We start from the raw sequence: 15,865 nt of genomic DNA, 5'->3' as shown, positions 1-15,865 counted from the left end.
TCATGAGGGATGCTTTTCCTGCAAGAGTTTTAACATGGCCGCAGCGGCCGCTTGTTCGCCGGTGCGGCGGCTGTGGCCCTGGCCCTTGGCGCCCAAGCGCAGGGCCGGGATCATGCAGGCCACGGTGAAGGTTTGTTTGTGCGCCGCGCCGCTGATTTTTTCTACATCGTATTGCGGCAGCGCCATGCGCCGGCCTTGCAGCCATTCTTGCAAGGCGGTTTTGGGGTCTTTGCCCACGGCCTGCATTTGCGGGGTGATGTCCACCTTGGCAAACAATTGGTGTACGACCTGCTCGGCCACGGGAAAACCGGCCTCTAGATACACCGCGCCCAAAATCGCCTCGACCGCATCGGCCAGGATGGAGGGGCGGCGCTTGCCGCCAGAGCGCGCTTCGCCCTCGCCCAGGCGCAGAAACTCGGGCAGGCCCAGGCCCAGGGCCAGTTGGTAGAGGCTGCCTTCTTTGACCAGGTTGGCACGGGCGCGCGAGAGGTCGCCCTCGGGCGAGTCGGCCAGCTTGTGGTACAGCCAGCTGGAGATGGCCAGGCCCAGCACCGAATCGCCCAAAAACTCCAGGCGCTCGTTGTGGTCGCTGCTGAAGCTGCGGTGCGTCAGCGCCCGCTGCAGCAGGCGGATGTCTTGAAAGCGGTAGCCCAGGCGCTGCTGGAGCGCCGTTAAATCATCGTGCATGCCTTACTTTGTGCTGCCGTTGAAGCGGTACACCAGATACGCGGGGCCGGCCAGGCCGATTTCGCGCTCGTATTCATAGTGGACGGTAAAACGGTCACCGTTTTTGCTCACTTCCAAGTCTTTGCCGTTGATGCTCTTGATGTCGTCAATGCTGGCCGAGCGGTCAAAGGCGGCGCGCAGCTCGGTGACGCTGGTGGCTTCGTCGGCCGCTTTTTGGGCCGCTTTTTGCACGGCCATGTATTCGGTAAAGATGGGCACCGATTGGCCGCCGATGGCAAAGGCGGCGACCAAGATAAAACCGATCAAGACGACCGAAACAAAAGACAGGCCGCGCTGGTGGCGAAGGCTGTGCTGCATAGGGTTTCCTTTCAAAATGGACGGCTTGGCCGCTAGTGGAAGCTGCCAATGCGCTTGAGGTTACCGAAATTCATCCAAACGAAAAAGGCCCGGCCCACCAGGTTTTCGTCCGGTACAAACCCCCAGTAGCGCGAATCCAGGGAGTTGTCGCGGTTGTCGCCCATCACAAAATACTGCCCCGGCGGCACGGTGCAGGTCACGCCCTCGACGCTGTAGGTGCATTGGTCGCGCCCGGCAAAGTCGCTGGCCCCTTGGATGTAGCCTGCAATGCCGGGGGTGTTGAGCAGGCGGTGCGGCTGGGGCCCCAGGTGTTCTTCGAACTGCTGAAAGTAGCGCATGGCGTCGGTATCGAAAAAGTCGGGCAGGGCCTCGGTGGGGACCTCTTGGCCATTGATGCGCAGGCGCTTGTTCAAATACTCCACCTTGTCGCCGGGCAGGCCGACCACGCGCTTGATGTAGTCCAGGCTGGGCTGGGGCGGGTAGCGAAAGACGATGACATCGCCGCGTGCGACCGCTTGGCCTTCGGTGATTTTTTTGTTGATCACCGGCAGGCGCACGCCGTAGGTGAATTTGTTCACCAAAATCAAGTCGCCCACCAAGAGGGTGGGGATCATCGAGCCGGAGGGAATTTTGAACGGCTCAAACAAAAACGAGCGCAGCACAAACACCACGAACAGCACCGGGAACAGCCCCGCTGTCCAGTCCAGCCACCAGGGCTGGCGCAGGAGGTGCTCTTTGCTTGCATCCACATTCACATCGTGCTGGGCAATGCCTTGGCGCTGCAATTGCGCAGTACGGGCCTGCGCTTGCTGCTCTAGTTTTTGTGCTGCGCGTTGGCGCTGGGGGAAAAACAGGAATTTTTCGGCCACCCAGTACACCCCCGTGACCAAAGTGGCCAGCAGCATCACCAGGGCAAAGTTGCCCTCGATCGCCCCGGTGTACCACGCGCCGATGTAGCCGACAAAAGCGGCCAACACCACGGCGGTCAGGGTCGGCATGGCCGACATGAGCTTGGTCATGGGCTTACTCCTCCACTTGCAAGATGGCCAGGAAGGCCTCTTGCGGCACTTCGACCGAGCCGATTTGCTTCATGCGCTTTTTGCCGGCTTTTTGCTTTTCCAGCAGCTTGCGCTTGCGCGACACGTCGCCGCCGTAGCACTTGGCCAGCACGTTTTTGCGCAGCGCCTTGACGGTTTCGCGGGCGATGACGTTGGCACCGATGGCCGCCTGGATGGCCACGTCAAACATCTGGCGGCTGATGATTTCGCGCATCTTGGCCACCACGGCGCGGCCACGGTAGGTGGCCTGGCTGCGGTGCACGATGATGGACAGGGCGTCGACTTTCTCGCCGTTGAGCAAGATATCGACCTTCACCACGTCGGAGGTGCGGTACTCCAAAAACTCGTAATCCATCGAGGCATAGCCGCGCGAGACGGATTTGAGCTTGTCGAAAAAGTCCAGCACGATCTCGCCCAGCGGCAGCTCATAGATCAGCACCACTTGGCGGCCGTGGTATTGCATGTTCACCTGGATGCCGCGCTTTTGGTTGCACAGCGTCATGACCGGGCCGACATAATCTTGCGGCATCATCAGGCTGACCTTGACGATGGGCTCTTGCACCTCTTGCAGGCGGCCCTGGTCGGGCATTTTGGCCGGGTTTTCCACGTCGATGATTTCGCCATCGCCCTTGACCACCTTGTAAACCACGCTGGGGGCGGTGGTGATGAGGTCTTGGTCAAACTCGCGCTCCAGGCGCTCTTGCACGATTTCCATGTGCAGCAGGCCCAAAAAGCCGCAGCGAAAGCCAAAGCCCAGCGCTTGCGAGACTTCGGGCTCGAAGTGCAGCGAAGCATCGTTGAGCTGCAGTTTTTCCAGCGCATCGCGCAGCTGGTCGTACTCGCTGGCTTCGGTGGGGTACAGGCCGGCAAACACCTGGGGTTTGACTTCTTTAAAGCCGGGCAGGGGTTTTGCGGCCGGGCCCATGTTGTTGGGCAGCTTTTTCTCTAGCGTGATGGTGTCGCCCACCTTGGCGGCTTTCAATTCTTTGATGCCGCAGATCACGTAACCCACTTCGCCCGCCTTGAGCACCTCGCGCGGCTGGTTGGCCGGGGTGAACACGCCCAGCTGGTTTACCTCGTAGGCGGCGTTGGTGGCCATCATTTTGATGCGCTCGCCTTTTTTGATCTGGCCATCGACCATGCGCACCAGCATCACCACGCCCACATAGCTGTCAAACCAGCTGTCGATGATCATGGCCCGTGGCGGCCCATCGGCATCGCCCACCGGGGGCGGCACCTTGGCGACGATGGCTTCCAAAATGTCGTCAATGCCCATGCCGGTTTTGGCCGAGCAGGGGATGGCATCGCTGGCATCAATGCCGATCACGTCCTCGATCTCCGCCTTGGCGTTGTCCGGGTCGGCCTGGGGCAGGTCCATCTTGTTGAGCACGGCGGTCACTTCCACCCCCAAATCCAGGGCGGTGTAGCAGTTGGCCACGGTTTGCGCCTCGACGCCCTGGCTGGCATCGACCACCAGCAAAGCGCCTTCGCAGGCCGACAGCGAGCGGCTGACTTCGTAAGAAAAGTCCACGTGGCCGGGGGTGTCGATCAGGTTCAGGTTATAGACCTGGCCATCTTTGGCGTGGTATTGCAAGGAGGCCGTTTGCGCCTTGATGGTGATACCGCGCTCTTTCTCGATGTCCATCGAGTCGAGCACACGGGCCTCCATCTCGCGTGCGGCCAGGCCTTCGCAGCGCTTGATCAGTTGGTCCGCCAGGGACGATTTGCCGTGGTCAATGTGCGCAATGATGGAGAAATTACGGATGTGTTTCATCAACAATAAAAAGCTAGGCCTGGATAAAAAAAGGTGCGCCCGCAGCGCACCTTGCTTGTCAATCCGGGCTGGGAGGTGGAAGACCGCTGGGCCAGCGGCCGCACAGTCAGGGGCAGGCATGGGCGGGTAAGCCTGCAAAAAAACAGCGCATTTTACCCAAGCCCACCCCTTTGCTGGTGCTGCTTTATTTTTGCGGGCGAATCAGCAGGTACTGTGCCCATTCATCGCGGCGCACCAGGACGTTGACCGGCTTGCTTTGGTCGGCCTTGGCCAAGGCGGCTTCAAAGTCTTTCACGCTGGCCACCTCGGTGTTGGCAATGGCCAGCACCACATCGCCGGGGCGTATACCGGCCCGCGCGGCCGGGCCGCTGGCTTCGGCCACTTGCACCCCGCCGCGCACGCCCAAGGCTTTTTTCTGCGCTGCCGTCAGGTCGGTGACGCGCAGGCCCAAAGTTTTGGCGTTGGCCGTGGCACCGCTGGCCTCAGGGGCTTGGGCGACTTGGCTTTCATCGGCCGGGACATCGGCCACGGTGATGGCCAGTTGCTGCTGCTTGCCCCGGCGGAAAATGGTCAGGCTGACCTTGCTGCCCGGCTTGGTGTTGCCCACCAGGCGCGGCAGGTCGGAGACTTTGTCGATCTTGGTGCCGTTGAACTGCACGATCACATCGCCCGCTTGTAAACCGGCTTTGGCCGCGGGCGAGTCGGGCTCGACCGCCGACACCAAGACCCCGGTGGCGCTGCCCAGGCCGATGGATTCGGCCACCTCTTTATCGACGGGGCCAATTTGTACGCCAATGCGCCCGCGCGAGACTTTGCCGGTGGCGCGCAGTTGGTCGCTGACGCGAATGGCTTCATCCATGGGGATGGCAAAGCTGATGCCCATAAAGCCGCCCGAGCGCGAGTAGATTTGGCTGTTGATGCCGACCACTTCGCCGCGCATATTGATCAGCGGCCCGCCGGAGTTGCCGGGGTTGATGGCCACGTCGGTTTGGATAAACGGCAGGTAATCGCCCGTGTCGCGCTGCTTGGCGCTGACGATGCCGGCGGTGACGGTGTTCTCCAGCCCAAAGGGCGAGCCAATGGCCATGACCCATTCACCCACTTTCAGGCGATTGACATCGCCAATTTTGATGGCGGGCAGGCCCTTGGCGTCGATTTTGACCACGGCCACGTCGGTGCGTTTGTCGGCCCCGACGATTTTGGCCTTGAATTCGCGCTTGTCGGCCAGGGTGACCATGACCTCGCTGGCACCCTCGACCACGTGGGCGTTGGTCATGATGTAGCCATCGCTGCTCAGGATAAAGCCCGAGCCGACGCCGCTGGGCTGGCTCTCGCCGTCATCGCCGCCCTCGTTGCCCTGGGGGCCGGGGCGTTGCTGGGGCGGCATATTCGGCACGGGCAGGCCAAAGCGGCGGAAGAATTCGAGCATGTCCGGGTCCATGCCCGGAAAGCCCTGGAACTCCACCCCTTGGCGGGTGACTTTTTCCATGGTGCGGATATTCACCACCGAGGGGCCGACGGCATCGACCAGGGGGCTGAAATCGGGCAGGCCTTGCACCAACAGCGGATTGGCCGCCGGGGCCTGGGCCTGGGCGGCCGCCAGCGGAGGCGAGAAATGTTCCCAACCTGCTACGCCAGCGGCTCCACCCAGAAAAGCAATGGACAGCAAGGCGGCGTGCAGGGGTTTGAATCGGGGCATGGGGGGTATCCTTTCTTTGGACATTTTTTCATCAGCAAGAGGCTTGTTCAGAAGCTGCTGAGCGCTGGTTTGTTCCCCAGCGGGCGAAATTCTTCCGCGTAGCGCAGGGGGGTGGAACGGGGTTGATCTTAGGGGTAAGCGGGCAGCCCCCGCAGCGCCGCGCGGGCGTTGGCGGTGGTGGCCTGTGCCAAGGCGGCCAGCGGCAGGCCGCGCAAGTCGGCCAGCACCTGGGCAATGCGCGGCAGTTCGGCGCTGGTGTTGCGCCCTTGGGGCTGGCCAGCGGCACGCTCGGCGGCGGTGCGGTAGAGCCACTGCGGGGGCATGTCGGGGGCATCGGTCTCCAGCACCAGGCTGTCCAGCGGCAGGCGCTGGGCCAGATCGCGCAGCTTGAGCGCCCGGGCATGGGTCATGGCCCCACCCAAGCCCAGTTTAAAGTTAAGAGCTGTAAACGCTTGAGCTTGCTGCAAACTTCCATTAAAAGCATGTGCAATGCCGCTAATAACAGGCGTGGCCCGCAATACTTTCAAGAGCGCATCGCTGCTTTGGCGCACATGCACGATCACCGGCAGCGCCAGCTCCTGCGCCAAATGCACCTGCTGCGCATAAAACCATTCCTGCCGGGCGCGGGCCGCAGGCGTGGTGAGCGCGGGGACGAAAAAATCCAGCCCAATCTCGCCCACCGCCACCAGCTGCGGGTCACCCTGCCACTGCTCCAGCTGGGCCCGCAGCGCGGCGATGTCGCTCTCCTGCGCCTGCGGGGTAAACAGCGGGTGAATGCCCAGCGCGTAGCTGTCCCCCGTGGCGTGCGCCAGATCGCGTACCGCCTGCCAGTTGCTGCGCTCTACCGCCACCAGCACGCAATGCGCTACCCCGGCAGCCCGCGCTGCGGCCCGCACGGCCAGGCGGTCGGCGGCGAACGCGGGCGCGTCCAGGTGGCAGTGGGTGTCGATCCAGGAAAGGGGCATGGCGCTCTTCAATCCTCCAGCGCTGCCAGCCGCGCCAGCACCGCTGCCACCTCCTGCTGCACCTGGGCCACGCCAAAGGCGCGGGCGTATTCCAGCGCACTGTGCCCGTTCACGTACAGGCGCAGCACCGGCAGGGTGAACACGCCGTATTGGGCGCAGGCGGCGGGGGTGGCCTGGCAGTCCACGTAGAGCAGGGGCAGCTGTGGGAAATGTTCGGCGGCCATGGCGGCCAAGCGCGGCGCAATGGCTTGGCACACCCCGCAGTGCGCACCGCCCCACAGCACCAGCGCTGTGGGCGCTGACGGCAGCCGGGTTTGCAAGTCGGTGCAATCGGCGATGGGCTGCCAAAGGGTGGTGCCGGGGCGCGTGCCCATGCTCATTGCAGCTGCCCTTGCACCAGGCGCAGTTGCCGGTCGCAGCGTGCGGCCAGGGTTTCGTCGTGGGTGACCAGTACAAAGGCGGTGCCCCGGGCGCGGGCCAGTTCCAGCATCAGGGCAAACACGTTGTCGGCCGTGCTGCGGTCGAGATTGCCGGTGGGCTCGTCGGCCAGCACGCAGGCCGGTTGCGTGACCAGGGCGCGGGCAATCGCCACGCGTTGGCGCTCGCCACCAGACAGCTGGGCCGGTTTGTGCGCCGTGCGCTGGCCCAGGCCGACGGCGGCCAGGATGGCATCGGCCTGGCTGAGTGCCTGCGCTCGCTCCATGCGGCGGATGAGCAGGGGCATGGCGACGTTTTCCTGGGCGGTAAATTCAGGCAGCAGGTGGTGGAACTGGTACACAAAGCCCAGGTGCTGGTTGCGCCACTGGCCTTGTTCGCGCGGGTTCATGCTGTGCAGATTGCGCCCCAGTTGCACCACTTGGCCGGCACTGGGCGCGTCCAAGCCGCCCAGCAGGTGCAGCAGCGTGCTTTTGCCCGAGCCGCTGGCACCGATGATGGCCAGCGTCTCGCCCGCATGCACCTGGATGTCCACACCCTGCAGCACCTGCACTTGCACCGCGCCGTCGTCAAAGCGTTTGGACAGGCCCTGGGCGGCCAAAACGACGGTGTTTGCTTTGTTATTCATAGCGCAAGGCCTCCGCAGGGTTCACGCGGCTGGCGCGCCAGCTGGGGTAGAGGGTGGCGACAAAGGCCAGCAGCAGGGCGATCAGCGCAATCGGCACGATGTCGCTGGCCAGCGGCTCGCTGGGCATGCGGCTGATGAGGTAAATGTCTTTGGGCAAAAAGCTCGCGCCCAGCGCTTGCTCGATGGCCGGAACGATCACGTCAATATTGCACGCCACCAGCAGCCCCAGCGCCAACCCGCCCAGCGTGCCCAGCACGCCCACCATTGCCCCTTGCACGACAAAAATGCCCATGATGGAGGCGGGCGATGCGCCCAGGGTGCGCAGGATGGCGATGTCCGAGCGCTTGTCCTGCACCGTCATCACCAGGGTGGACACCAGGTTGAACGCGGCCACCGCCACGATCAGCGTGAGGATGATGAACATCATGCGTTTTTCCACCTGCACGGCGGCAAACCAGGTTTTGTTTTGCTGCGTCCAGTCGCGCAGGTACAAAAATTCTTGCAACTGGCTGGCCAGCTCTTTGGCTACGCGCGGGGCTTGGTGTAAATCTTGTAGCTTTAAACGCACGCCTGTTGGGCCTTCCAGGCGAAAAACCTTCTGCGCATCTTGGTAGTGCAGCATGGCCATGTTCGCGTCGTACTCGTAATGGCCCGAGTCGAACACCCCGGCCACCTGCATCTGCTTCATGCGCGGCACCACACCGGCCGGGGTGACCTGGCCGCTGGGGGCGATCAGGGTGACGGTATCGCCCGCCGCCACGCCCAGGTTTTTCGCCAGCTCCACGCCCAGCACGATGGCAAAGCTGCCCGGCTGCAAGGCTTGCAGCACCTCGGTGTTGGTGGCGGCCAGATCGGTCACCTCGCCCTCGTGTGCGGGGTCAATGCCGCGCACCAGCACGCCCTGCATGTCCTCGCCGCGTGCCAGCAGGGCCTGGGCGGCCACAAAGGGGGCCGCGCCCACCACTTCAGGATGCTGCTTGGCCTGCGCCATGGCCCCGGCCACGTCCTGCATGGGCTGGCCATTGGGGGCAAAAATTTCGATGTGCGAAACCACGCTGAGCATGCGGTCGCGCACCTCTTTTTGGAAGCCGTTCATCACGCTTAAAACGATGATCAGCGCCGCCACCCCCAGCGCAATGCCCAGCATCGACGCGCCCGAGATGAACGAGATAAAGCCATTGCGCCGCATGGCCCGCCCCGCCCGCGTATAGCGCCAGCCCAAGGCAATTTCAAAAGGTATTTGCATAGCGGGTGGATTGTGGCATTAGCCAGTATCGTCAGAACGTTTCAGTCGCGCGGTTTGACCGGTTCGGGCGTTTGGGCGATGTCGGCTTCCAGCACCATGCGCACATACCGTGCATACGGAATCCCGGCCGCCCTGGCCTTGGCACGGACGGCATCCAGCAAGGCGGCAGGCAGGCGCATGTTCAGCGCGGCCTCTTTTTTTGCAATCTCGAAGCGCATGGGCCGAAAGCCGGACAGGTCGTATTCCGTCAAATCGGCACTGGCGACGAATGCCTCGGCCTGGGCATCGCTGCGCAGGCTGGGCAGGGGTTTAGTTTTGGCGTTCATAGTGGTCGATCTCCTTCTGGTGCATGTAGCGGGCGCTGATCGGGCGCAGCCTGGGCAAGCCTTCCACTTGCCGCAGCATGAATACGACGAACACGTAGCGCCCCGCCGCTGTTTTACCGATGGCACGCATACGCGGCTCATCCGGGAACGGGTCGGGCTGCACCGCAGGTGTGCCAGTGAACACCTGCTCGATTTCCTCGCGTGTCACCCCGTGCTTGCCGCACTTGGGCCAATTGCCATCATCCCAGTCAAAGCCAGCGATCTTCATGGCAAAAGTGTACCCATTTGTCTACACAAAAGTAAAGCAGACCCACAGCGCAAATTGCCCACCCACCGGGCAGCCCTGCGCCAGTTTGGCGACAATCACCCCCCATGCCTGCTGCCGACCTGCCCTTGCCTTTTGCCCTGCCTGCGCCCCTTGATGGGCCCAACCGCGCCCCTGTGGCCGCCGCGCCCCACCTGATCTTGCCCTATGCGGCGGCCGAAAACGCTCCGGCCGTGGCCACGCCGCAGCTCGATGCGCTGCTGGCTTTATTGCAGGAGACCGAGCGCGATGGGCAGGAGTACGACTTTCCCATTCCCCCGCACGAACGCGCCGTGGCGCAAGCCTGGGGGTTGAACGCGGCCGCCCCCGCCTGGGCGGCGGTGGGCGCGACAGCAGGGCTGCCCCATGCCTGGCTCACGCCCTGCCACCTGCACGCCGGGGCCGACCAGGTGCGGCTGGACGACCCGGCGCAGCTGCAGTTCACCCTGGCCGAGGCGCAGGCGCTGTGCGCCATCCTGGCGCCCTGGTGGGCCGAGGACGGGCTGCAATTGCAAGTGCTGGAGCCCCTGCTGTGGCGCGTCAGCGGCGCACCGCTGGCCGGTTTAAGCACCGCATCGCTCGACCGGGTGCTGCTGCGCGATGCCAGCCGCTGGCTGCCGCAGACCCAGCCCTTTCAGCGCCTGCACAGCGAGGCGCAAATGCTGCTGTACAGCCACCCCTTCAACGACGCGCGCGAGGCGCGGGGGCTGCCGCCCGTCAATGGCTTTTGGCTGCACGGGGCCGGGGCGCTGGCGCAGGGGGCCACCCCCATCCCCACACCCATCCTCCTGATCGATGGCCTGCGCCAAGCCGCCTTGCGCCAAGACTGGGCCGCCTGGAAGCAGGCCTGGCAGCAGGCCGAGGCTGGGCCGATTGCCCAGCTGCTGGCCCATGTGCGCGCCGGTGGTCAAGCCACGCTGACGCTGTGCGGCGAAGCCCAAGCGCTGCACTTTAAAAGAGCGCGTTCCGCTTTGATACAGCGATTTCAGAGCTTTTTTAAGCCAAAAACATTTAATTCTCTGCGCAACCAGCTATGAAAATCATTGAACGGGAAATTTCCCAGGCCCAGGTCGATGCGCTGGTGCAAAACGGCGTTGCGCCGCTGCTGGCGCGTTTGTTTGTCGGGCGGGGCGTGCAATCTCCGCAGGAGCTGGACACCGGCCTGCAGCACCTGCTGCCGCCCAGTGGCCTCAAGGGCATTGAGGCCGCCGCCCAGCTGCTGGCCCAGGCCATTGCCGCGCAGCAACGCATCTGCATCGTGGCCGATTACGACTGCGACGGTGCCACCGCCTGCGCCGTGGCCGTGCGCGGTCTGCGCATGCTGGGGGCGCAGCACGTCAGCTACGAAGTGCCCGACCGGGTGCAGGACGGCTACGGCCTCTCGCCCGCCATCGCCCGGCGCGTGGCCGCCCAGGGCTACGGCCTGCTGGTCACCGTGGACAACGGCATCGGCAGCATCGCCGGGGTGCGCGAGGCGCAGCGCCTGGGCCTGCAGGTGCTGGTGACCGACCACCACCTGCCTGGCAGCGAGCTGCCCACGCCCGAGGCCATGGTCAATCCCAACCAGCCCGGCTGCAGCTTTGCCAGCAAAAGCCTGGCGGGGGTGGGCGTGATGTTTTATGTGCTGCTGCAGCTGCGGGCGCTGCTGCGCGAACGCGGGGCCTACGCCGCCGCGCCCCAGCCCAAGCTCGATACCCTGCTGCCCCTGGTGGCCCTGGGCACCGTGGCCGACGTGGTGCGGCTGGACACGAACAACCGCCGCCTGGTCGATCAGGGGCTGCTGCGCATTCGCAAAGGCCACATGCCCGCCGGCATGCGGGCGCTGTACCAGGCGGCGGGCAAAACCTGGCAGCAAGCCAGCACGCAGGATTTTGGCTTTGCCCTGGGGCCGCGCATCAATGCGGCGGGGCGCTTGGCGGACATGACCATCGGCATTGAGTGCCTGCTGACCGACGACTTTGGCCAGGCGCTGGAACTGGCCCAGGCGCTGGACCGCATCAACCGCCAGCGCCAGCACCTGGAAGGCGATATGCGCCAGCAAGCCTTTGCCTTGGCCGAGGGGCTGTGCCAGGACAGCGGCAGCGCCCCGGCGGCCATCAGCGTGTTCGACCCCGAATTTCACGAAGGCGTGGTCGGCATCGTCGCCTCGCGCATCAAAGACCGGCTGCACCGCCCGACCTTTGTGTTTGCCGCCAGCCAGGCCGAGGGCAAGACGCATGAGCTCAAGGGCTCGGGCCGCTCTATCCCCGGTTTTCATTTGCGCGATGCGCTGGATTTGCTCGCCAAGCGCCACCCCGATGTGTTGCTGCGCTTTGGCGGCCACGCCATGGCCGCTGGTTGCACCATCCGCATGGAACATTTCGAGCGCTTTAGCAGCGCCTTTGCCCAGGTGGCGCAGGAGCTGCTCAGTGCCGACGTGCTCACCCGTTGCCTGCACACCGATGGCGCACTGCCGGCCGAGTTTCGCCAGTCGGCCGTGGTCGAACAGCTCAATTTGCAAGTCTGGGGCCAGGGCTTTGAGCCGCCCACGTTCAGCGAGGACATGGAAATTGTCTCGCAGCGCCTGGTGGGCGAAAAACACCTGAAGCTGCAGCTGCGCCACCAGGGCGAGGTGGTCGATGGCATCTGGTTTGGCCGCACCGAGCCGCTGGACGCTTGGGAGCACCTGGCCTTTCGTCTGGACATCAACGAATGGAAGGGCGAGCGCAAGGTGCAGTTTCTGGTCGAGGGGGCACTGCAAAGCTAACAGGCTGACCCATAAAAAAACCGCCTGCTAGGGCAGCAGGCGGTGGGGTGGGGTACGGGGGTGTTGTGCAGCCATTTACAGCCCGCCGGTGCGTTTGACTTTGGGCTCTTCGTAGGTGAGGGGCTGGGTGCGCACCTGCAGCATATTGCGCTCTTGCTGGTCGGTTTTTTGCGCTTGCTCGGCCGCCTCTACCGCCATGGCGCTGGCCCGCCACATGGACTGGATGAATTCGATGAGCTGCTTGGACAAAGGCTCTTTGTTCTGCTCTTCTTGAATTTCCTTGAGCGATTTTTTCGTTTCCAACTCTTCGGGCTTGGCCGTCCAGTCCAGGTCTTGGGCGCTGGCATCGGTGGGCTTTTCTGGGGTTTTGATGCTGACGGTCACCCCTTCGCCCAGTTTGTCGGTCGATTCCACGGCATTGACCGCGTGGGGGGGGCGCACGGCGGCAGGCCCCGAGGCACCGGTGGAATACAAATTGGCACCTTGCGGGTTGGCCCATTCGATGGGTTGGCGGTCTAGTGGTGAAATTTGCATGGTGTGCCTCTCGTGAAAAAATCAAACTACATCAAATATTTGAATAAAAATAACGGTTCCTCGTACGCCTTATCGGAAGGCTTCAGCCAAAGTTTAGCGTGGTTGCAATTTTTTACATCCCCCCGGCCTGTGCCGCCTGTAGGGGATATCGGCCACGGCGGCGCAAAGTTCAGAGAAAACGTTCGATGCGTTTGAACGAGGGGCGGTCCAGCTGGCTTAAATCGGGAATGCGAAACTGCACGCCTTCGCGGCTGGTGATGAGCAGGTGCTGGGCACTGAGGTGGCGGATGTCTTCCTCGCCCTTGAGCACCAAGGTGGCCGGGCCCCGATCGGTGCGGACCTGCCAGTGGCTGGGGGTGGAGATGGAATCGACGGCGTCGATGTGCTCAATCACCGGGATAAATTCGCGCTCGGCCAGGCTGGCTTCCAGCACTTGGCGGGTGGCCGGTGGCAGCTCGTTCAGGTGGGCTACCCAGAGCACTTCTTTGCCATCGGGGCCGACCAAGGAGATGCCTTCTTGGGGGGCCTGGATGGGAAAGGCCCGCACGGGCACCAGGCCACGGTGCTCGGTGCCATCGGGGGCCCGCCAGCACAGTTGGCCGTGGGGGTTGTGGTAGAGGGTGATGGACATAGGCTTGGTTAAATAAAGAGCTGTTTGCGCTTGATCTACAAGGTTTTTATAAAGATAAAGCCTTTAATTGATTGATATACAAGCGCGTGCAGCTTCTGTTTTATTGATCTTGGGCCAGCACCAGGCCGGCGGCATGGGCATCTTCTTCGGCGCGGCGGGCCTGGGCTTGGTACAGCCGCCAGTACGCGCCCTGGGCGGCCATGAGCTCGTCGTGCGGGCCGACTTCGACGATTTCGCCCCGGTCCATCACCACCAGCCGGTCGGCCTTGCGCAGGGTGGAGAGGCGGTGGGCAATGGCAATTGTGGTGCGCCCTTGCACCAGGTTGTCCAGGGCTTTTTGGATTTCTTTTTCGGTTTCGGTGTCCACGGCCGAGGTGGCCTCGTCCAGGATGAGCAGGCGCGGGTTGATGAGCAGGGCGCGGGCGATGCTGATGCGCTGGCGCTCGCCGCCCGAGAGGCCCTGGCCGCGCTCGCCCACCACCGAGTCGTAGCCGTGCGGCAGGCGCAGGATGAAGTCGTGCGCATGTGCGGCGCGGGCGGCGGCGACGATTTCCTGGCGCGTGGCCTCGGGCTTGCCGTAGGCGATGTTCTCGGCCACGGTGCCAAAAAACAAAAACGGCTCTTGCAGCACCAGGCCGATGTTGCGCCGGTAGTCGGCCACGGCCAGGCGGCGCACGTCGATGCCGTCGAGCTGGATGCTGCCTTCGGTCACGTCGTAAAAGCGGTTGATGAGGTTGACCAGCGTGGATTTGCCCGAGCCGCTGTGGCCGACCAGGCCGATCATTTCGCCCGGGCGGATGTGCAGGTTGAGCTGGCGGATGACTTGGCGGCTGCCGTAGCGAAAGCCCACGTCCTGCAGCGTGATGGCCCCTTGCACGGGCTGGGGCAGGGTGGCGGGGGTGGTGGGCTCGGGCACGCTGCTGACCTGGTCGAGCACGTCAAAAATGCGCTTGGCCCCAGCGGCCGATTTTTGCGTGATATTGACGATGCGGCTCATCGAGTCCAGCCGGGTGTAAAAGCGCCCGATGTAGGCAATAAAGGCCGAGAGCACGCCCACGGTGATTTGGTCGTGCGCCACCAGCCAGATGCCAAAGGCCCAGACAAACAGCAGGCCGATTTCGGTCATCAGCCCCACGGTGGGCGAGAACAGCGCCCAGATTTTGTTTACGCGGTCGTTGGCTTGCAGGTTGCGCTGGTTGGCGCGGGCAAAGCGCTGCATCTCGCGCTGCTCTTGGGCAAAGGCTTTGACCACGCGCACGCCGGGAATGGTGTCCGAGAGCACGTTGGTGATTTCCGCCCAAACGCGGCTGGTGCGGTCAAAGCCAATGGCCAAGCGGCTGCGCACTTTGTGAATCAGCCAGACGATGAAGGGCAGCGGCACCAGCGTGACCAGGGCCAGCCAGGGGTTGATGCTGATGAGGATGGCGGCGGTCATCACCATCATCACCACGTCGGTGATGAAATCGAGCGCGTGCAGCGACAAAAACATGTTGATGCGGTCGGTGTCCGAGCCGATGCGGCTCATGAGGTCACCGGTGCGCTTGCTGCCAAAGTATTCCAGCGACTGGTTGAGCATGTGGGCATAGACGGTGGTGCGCATATCGGCGCCGATGCGCTCTGAGACTTTGGCCATCACCCAGGTGCGGGCCCAGCCCAGGCCCCAGGCCAAAATGGCCGAGGCCAGCAAGCCGCCCAGGTACAGGGCGACCAGCTGTGGGTCAATGGCCTGGCGGTTGTTTTGGTAGGGGATGAGGATGTCGTCCAGGATGGGCATCGTCAAATACGGTGGCACCAAGGTGGCGGCCGTGCCCAGCAGGGTCAGCATCAGGCCCAAAAGCAGCTGCCCTTTATAGGGCTTGGCAAAGCGGCCCACGCGCAGCAGCACCCAGGTGGAGGATTTTTCTTGGGGCTGGCGGGCGCAGGCCGGGCATTCATCGCTATCGGGGGGCAGGGTTTGGCCGCAATCGGGGCAGCAGGGCGTGGGGGTGGGGGTTCGCACCGCGTGCCACTGGTCGGTGCCCAGGGCCGCGCACAGGGCGGCAAAGCGCAGTTGTAGCCGCAGCGCCTGGGCTTGGTGTTGCAGGGTAAAACGCCACAGGGCCAGGCGTTGCTGGCCGTCGTGCAGCTCCAGGGTGCCCACGCCGGCGTGGTCGCTCATGCGCAGCTGCAGGTCGGGGCGCAGGGGCCACGACTGGGCGGCCGGGGCGCTGGTCGTGCCATCCAGGGCCAGCAGGCGGGTGTCGGTCAGCACCAAGCTGCTGGGGCTAAAGCGCAAGTCGTGGCTAAGGTCAACCACCAAGGCTTCTTGTACGTTCTCTTGGGGTGCCAGCAGCGCCTGCAGGCGGGCTTGATTGTCTATCTGGGGTGGTTGCATGGTGATTCTTTTAGTGCCGGCCGGGCCTGGAACCTGTCAAGGTTTTTACGCGCGGCGGTCGTTTCCAAACGCAGCACACTGCATTTTGGCTGACAGAGCGT

16 protein-coding genes are annotated in these 15,865 nt (G+C 63.7%); 2 read left to right on the top strand and 14 right to left on the bottom strand.

Annotated elements, in window-relative coordinates; genetic code table 11:
* From rnc to ACFO24_RS05145, 11 genes are all read right to left on the bottom strand, one after another.
* Positions 1-687, bottom strand: coding sequence for a ribonuclease III (rnc, locus tag ACFO24_RS05195; protein ID WP_377737237.1), 687 nt, complete (start codon positions 685-687; stop codon positions 1-3).
* A 3-nt stretch (positions 688-690) separates the two neighbouring features.
* Complete coding sequence (locus ACFO24_RS05190; RefSeq protein ID WP_377737236.1) at positions 691-1,044, bottom strand: DUF4845 domain-containing protein; 354 nt, start codon at positions 1,042-1,044, stop codon at positions 691-693.
* A gap of 32 nt (positions 1,045-1,076) precedes the next feature.
* Entirely contained in the window at positions 1,077-2,051 is a 975-nt protein-coding gene (gene lepB / locus ACFO24_RS05185; protein ID WP_377737315.1) for a signal peptidase I, read from the bottom strand.
* A 16-nt stretch (positions 2,052-2,067) separates the two neighbouring features.
* Complete coding sequence (gene lepA, locus ACFO24_RS05180) at positions 2,068-3,876, bottom strand: translation elongation factor 4 (protein WP_207575545.1); 1,809 nt, start codon at positions 3,874-3,876, stop codon at positions 2,068-2,070.
* Between the two features lie 184 nt (positions 3,877-4,060).
* Positions 4,061-5,575, bottom strand: coding sequence for a DegQ family serine endoprotease (locus tag ACFO24_RS05175; RefSeq protein WP_377737234.1), 1,515 nt, complete (start codon positions 5,573-5,575; stop codon positions 4,061-4,063).
* A gap of 128 nt (positions 5,576-5,703) precedes the next feature.
* Positions 5,704-6,540, bottom strand: coding sequence for a TatD family hydrolase (locus tag ACFO24_RS05170; RefSeq protein WP_377737233.1), 837 nt, complete (start codon positions 6,538-6,540; stop codon positions 5,704-5,706).
* An 8-nt stretch (positions 6,541-6,548) separates the two neighbouring features.
* Positions 6,549-6,920, bottom strand: coding sequence for a thioredoxin family protein (locus tag ACFO24_RS05165; protein WP_377737232.1), 372 nt, complete (start codon positions 6,918-6,920; stop codon positions 6,549-6,551).
* The gene (lolD, locus tag ACFO24_RS05160; protein ID WP_207575541.1) at positions 6,917-7,603 is read right to left on the bottom strand and encodes a lipoprotein-releasing ABC transporter ATP-binding protein LolD; all 687 of its coding nucleotides are present in this window, start codon (positions 7,601-7,603) and stop codon (positions 6,917-6,919) included. Before lolD ends, ACFO24_RS05165 begins: the two co-directional genes overlap by 4 nt.
* Positions 7,596-8,849: a lipoprotein-releasing ABC transporter permease subunit gene (locus ACFO24_RS05155; RefSeq protein ID WP_377737231.1), complete on the bottom strand. Its 1,254-nt coding sequence runs from the start codon at positions 8,847-8,849 to the stop codon at positions 7,596-7,598. The genes lolD and ACFO24_RS05155 overlap by 8 nt, the downstream gene beginning before the upstream one ends.
* A 41-nt stretch (positions 8,850-8,890) precedes the next feature.
* Positions 8,891-9,175, bottom strand: coding sequence for a BrnA antitoxin family protein (locus ACFO24_RS05150; RefSeq protein WP_377737230.1), 285 nt, complete (start codon positions 9,173-9,175; stop codon positions 8,891-8,893).
* Positions 9,159-9,443, bottom strand: a complete 285-nt coding sequence (locus ACFO24_RS05145) for a BrnT family toxin (protein ID WP_377737228.1) — start codon at positions 9,441-9,443, stop codon at positions 9,159-9,161. Before ACFO24_RS05145 ends, ACFO24_RS05150 begins: the two co-directional genes overlap by 17 nt.
* 104 nt (positions 9,444-9,547) lie before the next feature.
* Here ACFO24_RS05145 and ACFO24_RS05140 point away from each other — a divergent pair, with 104 nt between their 5' ends.
* Positions 9,548-10,516, top strand: a complete 969-nt coding sequence (locus ACFO24_RS05140; protein ID WP_377737226.1) for a phosphoglycerate mutase — start codon at positions 9,548-9,550, stop codon at positions 10,514-10,516.
* Complete coding sequence (gene recJ, locus ACFO24_RS05135) at positions 10,513-12,225, top strand: single-stranded-DNA-specific exonuclease RecJ (protein WP_377737225.1); 1,713 nt, start codon at positions 10,513-10,515, stop codon at positions 12,223-12,225. Before ACFO24_RS05140 ends, recJ begins: the two co-directional genes overlap by 4 nt.
* A gap of 75 nt (positions 12,226-12,300) precedes the next feature.
* Here recJ and ACFO24_RS05130 read toward each other — a convergent pair whose 3' ends face one another.
* The 3 genes from ACFO24_RS05130 to ACFO24_RS05120 form a co-directional block, all read right to left on the bottom strand.
* Positions 12,301-12,759 (bottom strand): hypothetical protein, encoded by a 459-nt coding sequence (locus ACFO24_RS05130; RefSeq protein WP_207575538.1) that lies wholly within the window; start codon positions 12,757-12,759, stop codon positions 12,301-12,303.
* Between the two features lie 169 nt (positions 12,760-12,928).
* Entirely contained in the window at positions 12,929-13,390 is a 462-nt protein-coding gene (locus tag ACFO24_RS05125) for a cyanophycin metabolism-associated DUF1854 family protein (RefSeq protein WP_377737224.1), read from the bottom strand.
* Between the two features lie 100 nt (positions 13,391-13,490).
* Positions 13,491-15,764, bottom strand: a complete 2,274-nt coding sequence (locus ACFO24_RS05120; RefSeq protein WP_377737223.1) for a cyanophycin metabolism-associated ABC transporter — start codon at positions 15,762-15,764, stop codon at positions 13,491-13,493.
* Positions 15,765-15,865: the final 101 nt, after the last annotated feature.

Origin of the sequence: Comamonas denitrificans, assembly GCF_042654745.1 — a bacterium.
Taxonomy (GTDB): Bacteria; Pseudomonadota; Gammaproteobacteria; order Burkholderiales; family Burkholderiaceae_C; genus Comamonas; species Comamonas denitrificans.
The sequence above is the reverse complement of the archived record's forward strand: the minus strand, read 5'-3'. Positions and strand labels throughout refer to the sequence as shown.

What these genes read in the sequence shown, in the direction of transcription:
- rnc (WP_377737237.1), bottom strand. Translation starts at nt 687, where the DNA reads ATGCACGATGATTTAACGGCGCTCCAGCAGCGCCTGGGCTACCGCTTT.
- ACFO24_RS05190 (WP_377737236.1), bottom strand. Translation starts at nt 1,044, where the DNA reads ATGCAGCACAGCCTTCGCCACCAGCGCGGCCTGTCTTTTGTTTCGGTC.
- lepB (WP_377737315.1), bottom strand. Translation starts at nt 2,051, where the DNA reads ATGTCGGCCATGCCGACCCTGACCGCCGTGGTGTTGGCCGCTTTTGTC.
- lepA (WP_207575545.1), bottom strand. Translation starts at nt 3,876, where the DNA reads ATGAAACACATCCGTAATTTCTCCATCATTGCGCACATTGACCACGGC.
- ACFO24_RS05175 (WP_377737234.1), bottom strand. Translation starts at nt 5,575, where the DNA reads ATGCCCCGATTCAAACCCCTGCACGCCGCCTTGCTGTCCATTGCTTTT.
- ACFO24_RS05170 (WP_377737233.1), bottom strand. Translation starts at nt 6,540, where the DNA reads ATGCCCCTTTCCTGGATCGACACCCACTGCCACCTGGACGCGCCCGCG.
- ACFO24_RS05165 (WP_377737232.1), bottom strand. Translation starts at nt 6,920, where the DNA reads ATGAGCATGGGCACGCGCCCCGGCACCACCCTTTGGCAGCCCATCGCC.
- lolD (WP_207575541.1), bottom strand. Translation starts at nt 7,603, where the DNA reads ATGAATAACAAAGCAAACACCGTCGTTTTGGCCGCCCAGGGCCTGTCC.
- ACFO24_RS05155 (WP_377737231.1), bottom strand. Translation starts at nt 8,849, where the DNA reads ATGCAAATACCTTTTGAAATTGCCTTGGGCTGGCGCTATACGCGGGCG.
- ACFO24_RS05150 (WP_377737230.1), bottom strand. Translation starts at nt 9,175, where the DNA reads ATGAACGCCAAAACTAAACCCCTGCCCAGCCTGCGCAGCGATGCCCAG.
- ACFO24_RS05145 (WP_377737228.1), bottom strand. Translation starts at nt 9,443, where the DNA reads ATGAAGATCGCTGGCTTTGACTGGGATGATGGCAATTGGCCCAAGTGC.
- ACFO24_RS05140 (WP_377737226.1), top strand. Translation starts at nt 9,548, where the DNA reads ATGCCTGCTGCCGACCTGCCCTTGCCTTTTGCCCTGCCTGCGCCCCTT.
- recJ (WP_377737225.1), top strand. Translation starts at nt 10,513, where the DNA reads ATGAAAATCATTGAACGGGAAATTTCCCAGGCCCAGGTCGATGCGCTG.
- ACFO24_RS05130 (WP_207575538.1), bottom strand. Translation starts at nt 12,759, where the DNA reads ATGCAAATTTCACCACTAGACCGCCAACCCATCGAATGGGCCAACCCG.
- ACFO24_RS05125 (WP_377737224.1), bottom strand. Translation starts at nt 13,390, where the DNA reads ATGTCCATCACCCTCTACCACAACCCCCACGGCCAACTGTGCTGGCGG.
- ACFO24_RS05120 (WP_377737223.1), bottom strand. Translation starts at nt 15,764, where the DNA reads ATGCAACCACCCCAGATAGACAATCAAGCCCGCCTGCAGGCGCTGCTG.